Raw genomic sequence first — 16,412 nt, 5'->3', positions numbered from 1 at the left:
GGCCGGACCCCCGTCATCGTCCCGCGGCGTGCGCCAGGCGGATCGGACCGCCGCCCTAGGCTGAGCGGGTGAACCAGGCGACCTCCCTCCTCACCGACCGGTACGAGCTCACCATGCTCGACGCAGCGCTGAAGGCCGGCACCCACGACCGCGAGTGCGTCTTCGAGTGCTTCGCCCGGCGCCTCCCGAGCGGCCGCCGCTTCGGTGTCGTCGCGGGCACCGGCCGCGTGCTGGAGCTCATCCGCGACTTCCGCTTCGGCGACGCCGAGCTCGAGTACCTGCGCTCCGAGCGCGTCGTCGGCGACGAGGCGCTGGCCTGGCTCGCCGACTACCGCTTCCGCGGCCGCATCACGGGCTACCGCGAGGGCGAGGTGTACTTCCCCGGATCGCCGCTCCTCACGGTCGAGGCGCCCTTCGCCGACGGCGTGATCCTCGAGACGCTCGTGCTCAGCGTCCTGAACTACGACTCCGCGGTCGCGAGCGCCGCAGCGCGCATGGTCCAGGTCGCCGGCGGACGCCCGCTCGCCGAGATGGGATCCCGCCGCACGGGCGAGCGCTCGGCCGTCGCCGCCGCCCGCGCGGCCTTCGTCGCGGGCTTCAGCGCCACCTCGAACCTCGAGGCCGGCCGCACCTGGGGCGTCCCGACGATGGGCACCGCCGCGCACTCCTTCACGCTGCTGCACGACACCGAGGAGCAGGCCTTCCGCGCGCAGGTCGAGGCCCTCGGAGCGGGCACCACGCTGCTCGTGGACACGTACGACGTACGGCAGGGCGTGGAGACCGCGGTCCGCGTCGCCGGCCCCGGCCTCGGCGCCGTCCGGCTCGACTCGGGCGACCTCCCCGTGCTCGTCGGCGAGGTGCGCGCCCAGCTCGACGCGCTCGGGGCGACCGGGACGCGGATCACGGTCACGAACGACCTCGACGAGCACGGCATCGCCGGCCTCGCCGCGTCGCCCGTGGACTCCTACGGCGTCGGGACCTCGCTCGTGACCGGGTCAGGGGCCCCCGCGGCCGGCATGGTCTTCAAGCTCGTCGCCCACCGCGACGCGGGCGGCGCAGGCGACTGGGTGTCCGTCGCGAAGCGGTCGACGGGCAAGCAGAGCCGCGGCGGCCTCAAGGCGGCGCTGCGCCGGCACGATGCGCAGGGGGTCGCGACGAGCGAGCTCGTCACGGTCGGGCCGCACCCGGCGCCGCTCCCCGGCGACCGCGACCTCGTCGTCACGCTGGCGGAGGGCGGCGAGCCGGATCCGCGCTGGCTCGGCCGCCAGGGCACGGCCGCGGCGCGCGAGCACCACTCCCACGTCGTGCGCGCCCTGCCCCCGCAGGCATTCCGGCTGCGCGCCGGCGACCCGGCGATCCCCACCGAGGAGGGCGCTACCGCCTGACGCGGACGTCCGGTCCTATGCGCCCTACTCGGGCTTCATGTTCTCGTAGATGCGCTTGCAGTCGGGGCAGACCGGGAACTTCTCGGGGTCGCGACCCGGCAGCCACTTCTTGCCGCACAGCGCCTTCACGGGCTTCCCGCTGATGGCGGACTCGAGGATCTTGTCCTTCTTCACGTAGTGCGAGAAGCGCTCGTGATCGCCGGGCTCGATCGTCTCCTGCTCGAGGAGCTCCTCGAGCTCGCGGTCGAGCGTGTCGGTGCCGCCGCCCTGCGTGGGGCTTCCGGGGGCCTGTTCGATGCTGAGGATGACCATGCGGCCAGTCTACTTTTCCGTCGCCCCGGGACCGGCGGCGCGGGTCGCCTAGTGGCGCTGCGCGAAGGCCAGGAGCTCGGGTCCGCGCCGCTCGAAGACGCGGCCTCCGCTGGCCACGCCGACGACGAGGGTCACGATGCCGATGCCCAGCCCCACGACGAGCGACCACGTCGGGTACGCGCCGCCGTGCACGAGCCCCAGCCAGCCGAGCCACACGGACGGCAGCGCGAGGACCACGGTGGCGAGGAACGTGAGGGTGGGCACGGTGGATCCCCCTGCGCTCACGCTCTGCGGCGCGTGGAAGGGGCTGTCGCCGGGACGCGATGCCGGATACGGGAATCGCGCGGAGAAGAGCGAGGCCAGCCCGACTCCGCCGAGCAGGACGCCGCCGCTGACCCCGATGACGGAGGGCAGGACGGACGGGTCGCCGAAGCCGAGCGCGCTGAGCGGCGCGCCGAGCGCGACGAGAGGGATGCCGATGGCGAGGACGGGCACGATGCGGCCGACGCGGTCCGCGACGCCGCGGATGCCGGACACGACGTGCAGCCACACCGCGGTGTGGTCGTGCGCGGTGTCGTTGTGGACGCTCCAGCCGAGGAAGAGCGCCATCACCGGCAGCGGCACCAGGGCGAGCACGTGCGCGTCGACGTCGACGATGACGAGCGGGATGAGGAGCACGAGCGGGAGCACCGGGATCAGCACGAGCGTGGCGCGGTAGCGCGGGTCGCGGATCCAGTAGGTGACGCTGCGCGCGGCGACCGCGCCCGTGGGCGACGCCCCGAAGCGGCCGAACCAGCCGAGGCCGGTGTGCGCGCGGCCGCCGCCCGCGCGGTCCGGCGCGGTGAGGGACCACGGCACGATGCGGACCCAGAGGAGCGCGAGCAGCGCCGCCGAGGCGACGGCCACCAGGAGCATGCCGGCGGCTCCCCCGGCGTCGCCCGAGACGGCCGCGGCGGGAGCCGCCCAGGCCGCGCCGAGCGGGGTCCAGGCGACGACGCCGATCACGCCGCGCGCGGGGCGGAGCCCGTCGTCGAGGAGGTCGGCCTGGGCCAGCGCGACCACGGCGGGGACGAGGAGCACGGCCACGAGACCCGCCGCGAGCCCGGTCGCCTCGCGTGCCCGGCGCGTGCTGAGCAGCACGGAGGAGAGGACGGTGCTGATCCGGGCGACGAGCACGCATGTGACGACGGCGGCACAGGCGGCGATCACCGCGACGAGGGCGGTGAGCGGATCGCGGGCCCATGTGACCACGGTGGTCAGTGCCACGACCACGAGCACCGCGCCCGGGACGCTGACGACGGCGGCAACGCCGAGGGCCAGGGCGAGTCGCCGGGGCTCGATGCCGTAGGGCGCGAAGCGGCGCGGATCCATGGCGTCCTGCGTCCCCAGCACGAGCGGCACGACGAGCGACCCCAGGACGACGAGCGCGCCACCGGCCACGACGACGTCCCGCGCGGCGGCGACGTCGGCGTCGCGGAGCCCGGCCAGCGCCCCGACGGCGAGCACCGTGACGAGGATCCCGTACACGGCGGCCGCCACGAGGCCGAGGACCTGCCAGGGGCTGCGACGGAAGGCGTTGGCGAGGAGGGCGAGCCTCAGTCGGAGAACGAGTGCAACCACGAGAACCCCTCCGCCGTGCGTCGACCGCCGGCCAGCGCCACGAAGCGCTCCTCCAGCGAGCGGCCCGCGCGGACCTCGTCCATGGTCCCCGCGGCGAGGACCCGGCCGTTGACGATGATCGCCACGTGGTCGCAGATGCGCTGGATGAAGTCCATGCCGTGGCTCGACAGCACCACCGTGCCGCCGTGCGCCACGTAGTCCTGCAGGATCTCGACGACGTTGGCCGCCGACACCGGGTCGACCGACTCGAACGGCTCGTCGAGGACCAGCATGCGCGGCGAGTGGATCATGGCGCACGCGAGCGCGACCTTCTTGGTCATGCCCGCCGAGTAGTCGGTGACGAGCCGCCCGACGGCGTCCTCCAGCCCGAAGGCGGCGATGAGGTCCGACGAGCGGCTGCGGATCTCGGCGTCGTCGAGCCCTCGGAGGGCGCCCGAGTAGTGCAGGAGCTGCGCGCCGGTGAGGCGGTCGAAGAGGCGGAGGCGGTCCGGCAGCACGCCGATGCTCCGCTTCGCGGTGAGCGGCTCGCGCCAGACGTCGATCCCGTTGACGGTGACGGTGCCGGCGTCGGGTCGGAGGAGACCCGTGACCATGGACATGGTCGTGGTCTTGCCCGCGCCGTTCGGCCCGACGATGCCGTAGAAGGAGCCGGCGCGCACGGTGAGGGCGATGTCGTCGACGGCGACCTTCTCGTCGAAGCGCTTGGTGAGCCCCTCGATCACGAGGACGTCGTCCCCCAGCTCCGGAGCGGCCGCGCGATCGCCGCGCACGGACGGCGTGAGGGCGGTCTCCGCTACTCCAGCGAGGCCAGGGCGGGTGGAGCGGGGCGCGGTGAGGCTGTCCGTGCGCACGGTCACGGGGCGGGCCGTCGCGGGCTCGGGATCCGGCACGTGTCCCGGCGCGGCGTCGGCGTCGGCGTCGGCGTCGGGGTCGGCGTCGGCGTCGGGGTTCGCGGACACGTCTTCAACGACCTGCTCGGACGGCTCGGCTGCCTCGGCCTCTGCGGTCGGCTCGAGCGCCGTCTCGTGATCCGCGAGCGGCTCGGGCTCGGGCTCGGGCTCGGGCTCGACGCTCGCATCGCGTTCGGCGGCCGCGTCCGGGGCGTCGGGGACCGCATCGCCCGGATCCGTCGCCTCCACGCTCACGGGGGCGCCCGGATCCGCGTCCACAGAGGTCGGGCCGGGTCCCTCCGACGCTTCCGCCGCCGAGACGGCGTCGGTTGGCGCAGTGCCGTCGTCCTCCCGCACGGGGACGACGGGATCGCCCGCGGGCTGGCGGTCAGCATCCGAGAACATGCTGCTGAGCTCCGTCAGGCCGTCCTGCTCCGGCGCCGTGGCTCCCGCATCGTGCGCGTCCGCCGCATCCGGCACCTCGACGGGCGTCGTCGGCGAATCCGCGGACGTGCCGGTCGCCGTCCGCTCCTCGTCCACGTCCGATGCCGCGCTGTCCTCGGAGACCACGCCGGCCTCCGCGCTCCCGGCCGCTCGCTGGACGCGGGTGCGCCGTCGGACGCGCGCAGGGCGCGATGCCGCGGACGGGGTCTCCCCCGCGTCGTCCGCCGAGACGGGCAGCCGCGAAGTGGGCGCGACGACCGGGCTCGACTTCACCCGGGGTGGCGTGGGCGTCACGACGACGGCGGGCGCCGTGCGCGGGGAGGGCGCGGTGGCACGGCGCGGGACGCGCTGTCCGGGGCGCGGCGGGCGCGGCACGGCGGCCGATCCCTCGACGGGGACGGCCATCGCGGTCGGTTCCTCCGCCGGCACGGCTGCGGCGCTGGCGGCGTGATCCCGGGGCTCCGCGGAGGAGTCGGACGTGGCGTCAGGGGAGGTCGTCTCGTCGGGGGCGTCGGTCACAGCCCCACGTTAGCAAGGTGGTCCTCCGTGCCCGGTGCGTCGTCCTCGGAGGTCCGCGTGCGCGACCGCCCCGGCCCCGGATCGCACCAGACGCGTCCTCGGCGGACGCGCATCCACATCACGAAAGGGACACGACCCCGCCCCCGATCCCGCCTATTTCCCCGCCCGCGGCGTACGATGAAGTCGGCATGACGGCGTGTCGAACAGGAAACCCGCGGGTGAAGTCCCGGCGAACCCTCGATGTCCGAGGGCTGCCGAGCGGACTCGGCACCCCGCATCGAACGGAGAACACATGACCACGCAGGTAGTCATCCTGGCGGCAGGCATGGGCAGCCGTCTCGGACGCAGCCTCCCCAAGCCCCTCACCGAGCTGAGCGACGGCCGCACCATCATGGGCCAGCAGTTCGACAACATCCGCTTCGGCCTCGGCGACGACGCCAAGGTCAGCATCGTCGTGGGCTACAAGCTCGACCACATCATCGACGCGTTCCCCGACGCCGACTACATCTACAACGAGCAGTACGACCAGACGAACACGTCCAAGAGCCTGCTCCGCGCGCTCCGCGCCTCGGGCCCCGGCGGCGTCCTCTGGATGAACGGCGACGTCGTCTTCGACCCGATGATCCTCCGTCGCGCCGCCGCGATGATCGCGCGCGACCAGTCGTTCGTCACCGTCAACACCTCGCGCGTGTCCGACGAGGAGGTCAAGTACACGACCAGCCCCGAGGGCTTCATCCGCGAGCTGTCGAAGACGGTCAAGGGCGGCCTCGGCGAGGCGGTCGGCATCAACTACGTCTCCAAGGCCGACAAGCCCGTCCTCATCCGCCAGCTGGCCCGGGTCGCCGACCAGGACTACTTCGAGCGTGGAATAGAGTTGGCGATCGAGCAGGACTCCCTGCTCGTCGAACCGGTAGACATCTCCGACCTGTACGCGGTCGAGGTCGACTTCGCGGAGGACCTCGAGAGGGCCAACCTCTTCGTCTAGACCGCCTCGGGGATGCTGACGCAGAGGATCCCCGCCGTGCCCGACGCCGCCAGCCCCGGTCGCGCATCCCGCACCCCCGCCGCCCGCTACCGCAGGTCGCTCTGGCTGCTGACGACGCGTGACCTCAAGGTGCGCTACTCGACGAGCGCGCTCGGCTGGTTCTGGTCGATCCTCGACCCGCTCGTGATGTCGGGCATCTACTGGTTCGTCTTCACGGTCGTGTTCTCTCGCGACGTCGGCGAGGAGCCGTACATCGTGTTCCTCCTCGCGGCGCTCCTGCCGTGGATGTGGTTCACGGGGGCGACGAGCGACTTCACGCGGGCATTCAGCTCCCAGGCGAAGCTCGTGCGCTCGACCCGCATCCCGCGCAGCATCTGGGTGCTCCGGCTCGTCCTCGCGAAGGGCTTCGAGTTCGTCGCGAGCCTCCCGGTCCTGGCGGCGTTCGCGATCGTCGCGGGCGCGCGCCTCGACGTCCATGTGCTGCTGTTCCCGCTCGCCGTGCTCATCCAGGCGGCGCTGCTCCTCGGCATCGGCCTGATCATCGCGCCCCTCGTCGTGTTCTTCCGCGACCTCGAGCGCGCCGTGAAGCTCGTGCTGCGCTTCCTGTTCTACGCCTCGCCCATCGTCTACTCGTCCAGCGACCTGCCCGCCGAGCTGCATCCCTGGGCCGCGCTCAATCCCCTCACCGGCGTCTTCGGCCTCTACCGCGCGGCGTTCTTCCCCTCCGAGCTCGACTGGTACGCGGTCGGGGTCAGCGCGGCGATCTCCGTCGGCCTGGTCGCGGTGGGCGCGCTGGTCTTCCGCCGCTCCCTGCCCGCCGTCCTGAAGGAGATCTGATGGCTGCATCGCTCCCCTCGCCGGACCCGCGCACCGTGCTCTCGGTCGACGACGCCGGCATCCGCTTCCGCCGCAACCGGAAGGCCCGGCGCAGCTTCAAGGACCTCTTCGCGGGATCGGCGCGGCGCGCGCGACCGGGCGAGTTCTGGGCTCTGCGCCACGTGTCCTTCGAGGTGCGGCAGGGCGAGGCCATCGGCGTGGTCGGCCGCAACGGCCAGGGCAAGTCGACGCTCCTCAAGCTCGTCGCCGAGGTGCTCATCGCCGACGAGGGGTCGATCGGCGTCCATGCCGGCGTCGCACCGCTGATCGAGATCACGGGCGGCTTCGTCAACGACCTGACGGTCCGCGACAACATCTACCTCACGGCGGGTCTCCACGGCATGTCCAAGGCCGAGATCGACGCGCGGTTCGACGAGATCATCGCCTTCGCCGAGATCCCGGACTTCGTCGACACCCCCTACAAGCACCTCTCGAGCGGCATGAAGGTGCGCATCGCGTTCGCCGTGATCTCGCGGCTCGACGAGCCGGTGCTCCTGGTCGACGAGGTCCTCGCCGTGGGCGACCGGGCGTTCCGGGAGAAGTGCTACCACCGCATCGAGGAGATGCTCGCGGAGGGACGCACGCTGTTCTTCGTCTCGCACAACGAGCGCGACCTCCGCCGCTTCTGCACGCGCGGGCTGTACCTCGACAAGGGCGCCCTCGTGCTCGACGGCCCCATCGACGAGGTCATGGACGCCTACAACGCCGACCACAACCCGCCGGCTCCGACCGGCGCATAGGCCGAGGCGCTCCCCTCCTCCCCAGCCCTGCCCTTCCACAGGCCCGCGACCCCGCACGTCGCACGCCGCCCCTACCGTGCACGCATGCTGCGACCGGTCCCGCCCCTGCCCATCCGCCCCGATCCCGAGCCCGCGTACCGCGTGCCCTGGCACTTCGACCGCACGCTCGAGCGGCCGCGCTTCGCGCTGGTCAACGTCGGTGAGGAGGTGCTGCACGCCATCTCGCTGCACCTGCTCGGGTCGGGCACCCTGCTGTCGCGCGCGCCCGTCACGGTGCGGCCGGGAGAGCGCCTGTCCACCACGATCCGCGGCGACGACCTGGCGCTCGACACGATCCTCGTGGTGCGCTGGTTCCGACCGGACGGGGGCGAGTACCTGTGGCGGGTCAGCTTCTGACGGGCGTGGTCCCGCGTCGGTCCCGCTCGCGCTCCAGACGGATCAGCTCGGCGGGCGAGTCGCCGTCGTCCTGCGGCAGCATGTCGGCCGTGAGGCCCGTCACGAGGAGCCCCGCATCCACGTCGAGCCCGCTCGCGATCTTGATGATGTTGCGCAGGCTCGGGTTGCGTTGGCCGCGCTCGATCTTGCCGAGGGCCGTCCAGTGGATGCCGGAGAGCTCCGCGAGCGTCTCCTGGCTGATGCCGATGCGCTGGCGCTGCTCGCGCACGCGGGAGCCGAACTCGGCGGCGGCGTCGGAGACGGTGGTGACCATGGCACATGCTTATCCGTCACATGGAGGAATGACCAGAGCGGCGACGCCCCATGCGCTTGTGCCTGTGCCTCCGCGGATAGGCGGGTCAGGCGCGCCTCCATCCGGTGGACGACGAGGGGACGAACGGCACAGGTGCCGCGCGTAGGCTCGCAGCATGAAGGACGCCTCCGAGCTCGACCCGACCGTGGCAACCGGCATCGATCGTCTCCTGTCCGTGCAGCGCCCCGTCGTGCTCGCCCACATCCGCTCGATCCGCGCCCGCCACCCCGACGCCTCACCCGACCGCATCATCGCGATCCTGGAGAAGCGCTTCCTCGCCGCCGTCACCGCGGGCGGTGCCGCCGTGGGGGCGAGCGCCGTGATCCCCGGCGTCGGCACCGGCGTGTCCCTCGCGCTCACGGGCGTGGAGACGGCCGGCTTCCTCGAGGCGAGCGCCCTGTTCGCGCAGTCGATCACCGAGGTGCACGGCATCACCGTCGAGGACCCGGCCCGTGCCAGGGCCCTCGTCATGACGATGATGCTCGGCGCTCCGGGTGCGCAGGTCATCCAGCAGTTCACGGGCCAGTTCTCCGGCCAGCCCGTCGACCGGAACGCCAACTGGGGCCGCGCCATCACCTCTGGCCTGCCCTCGTTCGCGATCGGACCCATCGCGGACCGCATCAAGCGCGCCTTCATCAAGCGATTCGTGGTGAACCAGAGCGCGAGCGCCATCGGCCGGGCGGTGCCGTTCGGCATCGGGGCGGTCGTCGGCGGCGCCGGCAACCGGATGCTGGGCGGGAAGATCGTCGCGAGCTCCCGTCAGGCCTTCGGCCCCGCTCCGGCCGGATTCCCCGAGGAGCTGGCGGTGCCGGAGAAGAAGCCGCGCGTGATCCGCGTCGCCGAGAAGAAGGCCGCGAAGGGCTGACGCAGCCCGCAGGCAGGTGGGCCTCGTCGCTCGATCCCGCCGAGCCTCAGGCGTCCTCGTCCTCGTCGTCGACCTGGTCGTCGGACGGCGGGCCGTCGCCGCCGTCCCGGGCGTGCAGAGCCGCGTGCCGCTCCCACTCCCCCATGAGGTGGTCGATCGCCCCGTGGAAGCGCGCGGTCGCCGCGCCGGGAGAGGTGTCGCCGAAGTAGTGGCGGACCCACGCTGCGAGCCGGCGATCCGCGGCCGCGTCGTGCTGCAGCGCGTCCAGCCGGGTGACGATGTCGCACGCGTCATCCGCCGTCAGCCACTCGCAGTCGGAGAGGTAGCCGTCGGTGTCGATCTGGGCCTCCGGCCGGACCGGCCGCGTCACCATCAGCGGGCGTCCCGCCGCGAGGCGGTCGTAGACCATCGCGGAGATGTCGACGATGGCGAGGTCGGCGGCGGACAGCTGCCAGGCGAGCTCGCGCGAGCGGTCGACGACGTGCTGCGCCGAGGGATCCTGCGCGTTCGCCCGCTCGAGCATCGCGGCGATCTCCCGGTTCGCGCGCGCGTATCCGGGATCGACGACACCCGACCGCGGGTGCGGCCGGTAGACCACCCTATGCCGCCCGGTCGCGATGAGGTCACGCACCAGCGGCACGCCATGGGACGCGAGGGATCCGTACGCGGCGGCGGCGCGGTCCCCCTCCCACGTGGGCGCGTAGAGCACGACCGTGCGGTCGTCGGGCGCGTAGGGCAGCTCACCGGCGTAGTGATCCGCCTGCGGACGGCCGATGGGGATCGCGCGGCGGTCGAGGTCGTAGTCCCAGAGGACCTTGCCGAGCCGGGCGCGGGCGGCGTCGCCCGCGATGAGGCTGTAGTCGTACGCCTTGAACTGGTTGGTGGTCATGTACATCTTGTCGGACTCGCCATGGTTGACGAAGACATGCCAGCGGCGTCCGTACCGCATCATCTGGAAGTTCCGGGTGTTCTGGTTGACGTAGAGGACGACGCGGATGTCCTGCTCCGCGATGACCCGCTCGAGGTCCGCGACGCGGCGCACGTACTCCACCGGGAGGGGGCTCTCGTCGAGGAGCGCGTTCGCCCCGCTCGGGTGGCGGCTCAGGATGACGACCGGATGCGTGCGGGCCAGCTCCACGAGCGGCCGGTACCACTGGCGGATCTGGTACATGTTCACGGCCGAGTCGGCGAAGTACACGGCGACGCGGTACTCGCCTCGGGGCGAGGGGGCACGGAGCGCGAGCTTGCGCTGGAGGGTCCCGCGCGCACTGCGCTGCTGGACCAGCGAGCGGACAGCGCGCACGCCGAGGCGAGCGTCGTTCAGGAGACCCATGCGTCCACCGTAGCCAGCGCTCCGGGTGCCTCCGGACGCGCCCCGGCCGGGGGCGCGGAACGGTGTGCGATCGTGACCGAGCGGGGTCGGATCACGATCAGATGACGGGCGGCCTGCCCGCGCGCGTCATGCGGACGACGGTCCTCCACGACATCGGACGACGCGGCCCGGGCGACGTCGTCCACCCCTCGCGCCAGCCGCGCAGCCAGGTGCCGAGGCCGTCCCGGTTGCGCACGCTGCGGATCAGCTGCACCGCCGTCCACGACCCGACGTACACGGGCACGAGCGGCAGCGGCAGGTTGCGTCGCGCGAGCCAGACCCGGTTGCGCGCGTTCAGGCGGTGGTACTCCGCATGCCGGGTGGGGGCGACGGCGGGGTGATGGGCGACGAGGGCGCCCGCGTACCAGGCGCGGAGCCCCTGATCCCAGATCCGCCATGCGAGCTCGATCCCCTCGTGGGCGTAGAAGAACTCCCCCGCCCAGCCGCCAGCGGCCTCGAACGCGTCGCGGCGGACGACGACGGCGCCCTCCAGCACGGACATGACCGCGCTCGAGCTCGCGGGATCGCCCTTGCGGATGCGCGGGATCCAGCGGCGGGGCGTGGCGGCACCGGTCGGGTCGATGATCCGCGGCTGGATGAGCGCGATGTCACCCGTCGTCCGCATCAGCTCGAGGGAGTCCGCGAGGAACGCCGCGCTCGGCACGGTCTCGTCGTCGTCGAGGAAGAACAGCGTCTCGCCGGCGACGAGCGGGACCCCGGCGTTGCGCCCTGCGGGGATGCCCAGGTTCTCGGGCAGGTGCAGGCCCCGCACGCCGTCGGGCAGGCCCACGGGATCCCAGCCGTTGCCCACCACGACGACGTCGAGCGCGACGCCCTGCTGCCGCAGCACCGAGGCGAGCGACGCCGCCAGCCCCTCCGGCCGCCGCCCCTGGCTGAGGACGACGACGCCGACGCGCGGGACGGCGACCGTCACGCGGACGTCAGCCGACGCGAGGTGACGATCATGACGAAGTGCCCGACGAGCGCCAGCACCGCGAGCGGCACCAGGACGACGAGGTACACCCGGTCGGTCTCCGGCTGACCCGCGACGAGGCCGATCACCGCGACGACGAAGGTCACGATGGTGAGCTCCACCGAGTGGAACATCCGGTGGAACGGCAGGAACCGCACGACACGGCGAGCCGTGGCGATCAGGGAGTGCTGTGACGCGACCGTGCCGGCGCCGACAGGAGCCTTGGGCAGGTCGGCCGACGCCCGCGCGACGCGGACCATGTCGTTCAGCGCCTTGTTCAGCACGATCACGAGCGCCAGGGCGAACGCGAGGGTCGTCCACGGCAGATCGACCGGCGCCTCGAAGGGGTAGGCGGCGGCGCGTATCCCGAGGGCGAGCGCGATCAGCGTCTCGGTGGAGTAGTGCCCGACGGCGTCGAGGAAGTGGCCGACCGGCGACGACGTGCGCCGCCAGCGCGCCACCTCGCCGTCGCAGCAGTCCACCAGCATCTGCAGCTGGCCGAGGACCAGCGCGAGGGCGGCCCCCGCGATGCCGGGGATGAGGAGCGCGGCGGCGGCCGCCCACCCCGTGAGGATCATGACGACGGTGACCCCGTTCGCGCTGATCCTCGTCCGCAGCAGCAACCATGTCAGGTACGGCGAGAGGTCGCGCAGGTACAGGTGCGCCGTCCAGTGCTCGGCGTTCGCGCGGAGTCGCACCTCGGGCGGCTGCGTCACGCGGCGGAGCTCGGCGATGGAGGTGGGCAGGCCGCGCTCGCCGGTGCCGTGAGAGGCGCTCATCGGCCGGTGTGCCCGTCGAGGTCGTCGGTGAGCTCGAGGAAGCCGAGCACGAACCCGGTGCCCCAGCTGAAGTGGATGGACGGGAGGACCGCCGCGAAGCGCAGCATCGTCGCGGCGCCGTCCCGCGAGGCGACCGAGACCGCGCTCACCAGCACGAAGCCGGCGTAGACGCCGGGCACGACGAAGGCGCCGACGAGCCGGCGCAGGCCAGGCATCCCCAGCGCCGCGCCGACGAGGCCCGCGGTGCCGACGAGGAGCCCCGCGGCCACTCCGGCGACCGCGACCGGGGGCACGAAGTACCGCACGGAGTTCTGCCGCGTGTAGCGCCGCGCGAGCTCCCCGCGCCACAGGCCGGTGGCGAAGAACTGGCGGATGAGCGAGCGGAACGTGGAGCGCGGACGGTAGGTGACCTTCATCCTCGGCGTGAACCACACGAGTCCGCCGCTCTGGCGGAGCCGCCGGTTGAGCTCCCAGTCCTGGCCGCGTCGCACGCCCTCGTCGAAGAGCCCTACCTCCACGAGACGCTCGCGACGGAAGGCGCCGAGGTATGCGGTCTCCGCCGGCCCCTCCTTGCCGCCCACGTGATGCGCGGTGCCGCCGAGCCCGACCCGGGCGCCGTACGCGCGGGCGACGGCCTTCTCGAACGGCGTGCGCCCCTCGGCCGACATGAGACCGCCGACGTTGTCGGCGCCGGTCGCCTGCAGGGTCTCGACGGCGATGCGCGTGTAGTCGCGCGGCAGGAGCGAGTGAGCGTCGACGCGGATCACGATGGGGTGGCGCGTGGCGCGGATGGCCGCATTGAGGCCGCCGGGCGTGGAACCCGTGGGGTTGTCGACGCTCGTGATCCGCGGATCGGCCCGGGCCATCTCGCGGACGACCTCGGTGGTGCCGTCTGTGCTCGGACCGAGGGCCAGGACGACCTCGAAGTCGCCGGCGTAGTCTTGCCGCATCATGCTGTCGACGGCGGCGCGGACATGGGCCGCCTCGTTGAGGATCGGCATGACGTACGAGACGGCGGGGAGATCGCCGGGGCTGCCGGCGACGGGATCTCGTCGCGGGTGGTGCGCCATCTGAGCCGATCTCTTGAGGGAGGTGCGGCCGGGGCCTGTGGGGGGGCCGAGCCTCGCAGGAGTTTACCAGCCTCCCCGGCGGCCGCCCGCCGGTCGAGGACGACGAGGGGCGGACCGGCGCCAGCCGATCCGCCCCTTGTGACGCCCCTCGCTACTGCTCCAGCGTGCCGAGCGTGACGTCCACCTTCTGCTTCTGCCCACCGCGGATGACGGTGAGCTCCGCGGCGCTGCCGCCGGCGAGGGCTCGCACCTGAGCCGTGAGGTCGCTGGCCTTGCTGATCGGGATGCTGCCGATGGCGGTCACGATGTCCCCCTGCTTCAGCCCCGCAGAAGCCGCCGCGCCACCGCTCTGGACCTCGGCGATGAAGGCGCCGCCGACCGGGGTGGTCGAGTCGCCGCTGGCGACGTCGCGGACGCTCGCCCCGAGGAGACCGTGGGACGCCTTGCCGTTCTGGATGATCTCCTGACCGACGCGCTTCGCGAGGTTCGACGGGATGGCGAAGCCGACGCCGATGCTGCCGGCGGTGGAGCTGGTGCCGCCCGCGTTCGCGATGGCGACGTTGACGCCGATGAGCTTGCCGTCGCCGTCGAGGAGCGCACCGCCCGAGTTGCCGGGGTTGATGGCCGCGTCGGTCTGGATCACCGCGAGGTTGATGTTCGCCGAGGCCTGGCCCTGAGCACCGGAACCGCCCTGGCCACCCTCGCCGCCGGAACCGCCCTGGCCACCCTGGCCCTCGTTTCCGAAGGGCCAGAAGTTGAACGGCGTCTCGTCGCTCTGGCTGCCGTCGCCCGGTGTCGCCGGGGCCGCCGATGACGCGACCTGGATGCTCCGGTCGAGGGCGCTGACGATGCCGTCGGTGACGGTGCCGGAGAGCCCCAGAGGGGCACCGATGGCGATGGCGGTGTCGCCGACGTTGAGCTTCGACGAGTCGGCGAACTCGATGGGCGTGAGACCGCTCGCGTTGTCGAGCTTGATGACGGCGAGGTCGACGACGGGATCCGTGCCGACGAGCTTCGCCGTGTAGAGGGCCCCGTCCGCGGTCTTCACCTGGATGGTGGCGTCGCCGGTCTGGCCGTCGAGCGTCACCACGTGGGTGTTGGTGAGGATGTAGCCGTCGCTGGAGAGCACCACCCCCGAGCCCGTGCCGCCGGCCTGCGCACCGGCCACCTCGATGGTGACGACCGAGCCGGACACCTTGGCGGCGACGGCCGTGATGGGCGTCGCGTTGTCCGGGTCGTTGACCGTGATGTTCGCGGGCGACTGGCTGACCGACTGGGTCGAGACGTCGTCGTGTGCGATGGCCCAGGTGGTGAGACCGCCTGCGGCACCGCCGATGAGTGCCCCGACGGCCAGCATGGCGACGAGGGGCAGTGCCTTGTTCGGCTTCTTCTTGGGAGGAGCGGTCGTGGTGTCGCCGACCTGCTCGGATCCCGCCGCCGCAGCGCCACCGAGAGGCGCGGGCGCCGCGTGGTCGGTCGATGCTGCCGTTCCGTAGGCGAGGGTGTCCTGCTGATCCGACGTGGTCGGCGCGGTCGGCGCGGTCGGCGCGGGATGGGACGCGGCCGCGGGGCCGGCGGGCGCCGGCCAGGCCGATCCTTCGTCGCGCGACTGAGGGGCATCGGACGACGTCGCACCCGTCGAGGAGCCCTCGGCTCGGCCGGCTGCCTCGCGGCCGCCCTCGTGCTCGTCGTCGCCGTGGCTTCTGTCGGTCATCGGTGGTGCTCCTCTCAGGTCGTGCCAGCATTCAGGGCGAGTCTGGGCGTTCCCTATGGTCGCCCTGACAGGGCACCTTCGCCGGACCTCGGCAGGCACGGGCGGCTCGGGACCGGACACGCTCAGCTCACGAGCTGGTTCGAGCGTACGCGGCGACGGTGTTCCTGCCGCCGGTCACGCCGTGGGACTCGCCGCCCCAGATCCCGCGCGCGGTCCGATGCAGCTCACGGGCATCCGGGTCCGGCGTCCCGCTCCCCGCACGCACCACCCACCAGCACCGTCGACCCCTGCAGGACACGGATCGTCACCGGCCCGACCTGCACCGGCAACGTCCCCGGGATCTGCTGCCAGCCACCCCCGTCGAACCGGTAGGCGGGCGAATACGCGATCGTCAACGACACCTGCCGGGCACCGATGGACTCGTACACGTGACTCGTGTCCGTCGGCGTGAAGTCCTGCTGCCCCAACGCCTTCCACGACGCACCGGGCCCCACCACCGTCGTACTGGTCCCGTCGCCGTGATCCCACACGAACGACACCGGCACGAACCGCACCTGCGCCGGACGACCCAGCAACTGGCCGTCGACCACCTGCGGCATCGCGTCGGTGAACAGGTTCACCGGCGCCCCCACGATCGCCCACCCGTTCGGCTGCGACCGGATCGACGCATCCCGCGGCACGAACTGCGCCACATCCGCCAACGACACCCCCGGAGCCGCCGGCGCGGGCGGGGCCGGATCCGCCGGCTTGGTCGGCGCCTTCGCCGGCGGCAGGAACGCATGCTGCCCATCCGAACAGAGAGATCCACCCGACAGACGCGCACTCGGAGCGCACGGCACATCCACATCCGCCGCCATCCGCCCCCGCGGCACCGGAGACGGCGCCTGCGGACTCACGACGGTGATCGCGGGCAGTTCAGAGTGATTTGGGGTGCCGGGCGAGGCCTGGCCTTCCGTGGTCGTCTCCGCGCGGATTTGCACCTCGCCGTTGCCGACGGCGCCGGATGAGCAGCTCGGCGAGCGCGCGTATCCGATGCCGCAGTACCCCTCCGCCGCTTGGCTCACCGACGCCGGGTCGAGAACGGTGACCACCGACGCGACGATCACCACGAGTGCGCATC

Annotated in this window: 16 protein-coding genes; 6 read left to right on the top strand and 10 right to left on the bottom strand. The window is 72.6% G+C overall.

Going from position 1 to position 16,412, the window contains the following annotated elements; translation table 11 throughout:
- Positions 1-68: 68 nt before the first annotated feature.
- Entirely contained in the window at positions 69-1,385 is a 1,317-nt protein-coding gene (locus FGD68_RS08635; RefSeq protein ID WP_237609362.1) for a nicotinate phosphoribosyltransferase, read from the top strand.
- A 24-nt stretch (positions 1,386-1,409) separates the two neighbouring features.
- Here FGD68_RS08635 and FGD68_RS08630 read toward each other — a convergent pair whose 3' ends face one another.
- The 3 genes from FGD68_RS08630 to FGD68_RS08620 are packed head-to-tail and all read right to left on the bottom strand — an operon-like array spanning position 1,410 to position 5,170.
- Complete coding sequence (locus tag FGD68_RS08630) at positions 1,410-1,697, bottom strand: DUF3039 domain-containing protein (RefSeq protein ID WP_119373878.1); 288 nt, start codon at positions 1,695-1,697, stop codon at positions 1,410-1,412.
- A 48-nt stretch (positions 1,698-1,745) separates the two neighbouring features.
- Complete coding sequence (locus tag FGD68_RS08625; RefSeq protein ID WP_104235477.1) at positions 1,746-3,317, bottom strand: ABC transporter permease; 1,572 nt, start codon at positions 3,315-3,317, stop codon at positions 1,746-1,748.
- Positions 3,293-5,170, bottom strand: a complete 1,878-nt coding sequence (locus FGD68_RS08620) for an ATP-binding cassette domain-containing protein (RefSeq protein WP_237609361.1) — start codon at positions 5,168-5,170, stop codon at positions 3,293-3,295. The genes FGD68_RS08625 and FGD68_RS08620 overlap by 25 nt, the downstream gene beginning before the upstream one ends.
- Before the next feature lie 292 nt (positions 5,171-5,462).
- Here FGD68_RS08620 and FGD68_RS08615 point away from each other — a divergent pair, with 292 nt between their 5' ends.
- The 4 genes from FGD68_RS08615 (at position 5,463) to FGD68_RS08600 (ending at position 8,167) form a co-directional block, all read left to right on the top strand.
- Entirely contained in the window at positions 5,463-6,155 is a 693-nt protein-coding gene (locus FGD68_RS08615; protein ID WP_012037974.1) for a phosphocholine cytidylyltransferase family protein, read from the top strand.
- A gap of 36 nt (positions 6,156-6,191) precedes the next feature.
- Positions 6,192-6,992, top strand: a complete 801-nt coding sequence (locus FGD68_RS08610; RefSeq protein WP_219818149.1) for an ABC transporter permease — start codon at positions 6,192-6,194, stop codon at positions 6,990-6,992.
- Complete coding sequence (locus tag FGD68_RS08605) at positions 6,992-7,771, top strand: ABC transporter ATP-binding protein (RefSeq protein ID WP_104235479.1); 780 nt, start codon at positions 6,992-6,994, stop codon at positions 7,769-7,771. Before FGD68_RS08610 ends, FGD68_RS08605 begins: the two co-directional genes overlap by 1 nt.
- 84 nt (positions 7,772-7,855) lie before the next feature.
- Positions 7,856-8,167, top strand: a complete 312-nt coding sequence (locus FGD68_RS08600; protein WP_104235480.1) for a hypothetical protein — start codon at positions 7,856-7,858, stop codon at positions 8,165-8,167.
- Here the strand turns inward: FGD68_RS08600 and FGD68_RS08595 are convergent.
- Entirely contained in the window at positions 8,157-8,480 is a 324-nt protein-coding gene (locus FGD68_RS08595; RefSeq protein ID WP_012299425.1) for a helix-turn-helix domain-containing protein, read from the bottom strand. The genes FGD68_RS08600 and FGD68_RS08595 overlap by 11 nt on opposite strands.
- Before the next feature lie 154 nt (positions 8,481-8,634).
- Between FGD68_RS08595 and FGD68_RS08590 the strand changes: the two genes are divergently transcribed.
- Positions 8,635-9,384 carry a hypothetical protein gene (locus tag FGD68_RS08590; protein ID WP_119372454.1) on the top strand — a complete coding sequence of 250 codons (750 nt, stop codon included), beginning with the start codon at positions 8,635-8,637 and terminating at the stop codon, positions 9,382-9,384.
- A 46-nt stretch (positions 9,385-9,430) separates the two neighbouring features.
- On the opposite strand, the gene FGD68_RS08585 is transcribed toward FGD68_RS08590, so the two are convergent.
- From FGD68_RS08585 to FGD68_RS08560, 6 genes are all read right to left on the bottom strand, one after another.
- Positions 9,431-10,717: a hypothetical protein gene (locus FGD68_RS08585; protein WP_119372455.1), complete on the bottom strand. Its 1,287-nt coding sequence runs from the start codon at positions 10,715-10,717 to the stop codon at positions 9,431-9,433.
- Between the two features lie 97 nt (positions 10,718-10,814).
- Positions 10,815-11,690, bottom strand: a complete 876-nt coding sequence (locus FGD68_RS08580) for a glycosyltransferase family 2 protein (protein ID WP_119372456.1) — start codon at positions 11,688-11,690, stop codon at positions 10,815-10,817.
- Positions 11,687-12,508 (bottom strand): CDP-alcohol phosphatidyltransferase family protein, encoded by an 822-nt coding sequence (locus FGD68_RS08575; protein WP_119372457.1) that lies wholly within the window; start codon positions 12,506-12,508, stop codon positions 11,687-11,689. The genes FGD68_RS08580 and FGD68_RS08575 overlap by 4 nt, the downstream gene beginning before the upstream one ends.
- On the bottom strand, positions 12,505-13,578 hold the full coding sequence (locus FGD68_RS08570) for a glycosyltransferase family 2 protein (protein WP_119372458.1): 1,074 nt from the start codon (positions 13,576-13,578) through the stop codon (positions 12,505-12,507). Before FGD68_RS08570 ends, FGD68_RS08575 begins: the two co-directional genes overlap by 4 nt.
- A 151-nt stretch (positions 13,579-13,729) precedes the next feature.
- Positions 13,730-15,292: a S1C family serine protease gene (locus FGD68_RS08565; protein ID WP_119372459.1), complete on the bottom strand. Its 1,563-nt coding sequence runs from the start codon at positions 15,290-15,292 to the stop codon at positions 13,730-13,732.
- A gap of 224 nt (positions 15,293-15,516) precedes the next feature.
- On the bottom strand, positions 15,517-16,401 hold the full coding sequence (locus tag FGD68_RS08560; protein WP_237609360.1) for a hypothetical protein: 885 nt from the start codon (positions 16,399-16,401) through the stop codon (positions 15,517-15,519).
- Between the last annotated feature and the right edge of the window lie 11 nt (positions 16,402-16,412).

It is taken from the genome of Clavibacter californiensis (genome assembly GCF_021952865.1).
Classification (GTDB): Bacteria; Actinomycetota; Actinomycetes; order Actinomycetales; family Microbacteriaceae; genus Clavibacter; species Clavibacter californiensis.
This window is presented reverse-complemented; position numbering and strand designations above follow the sequence as displayed.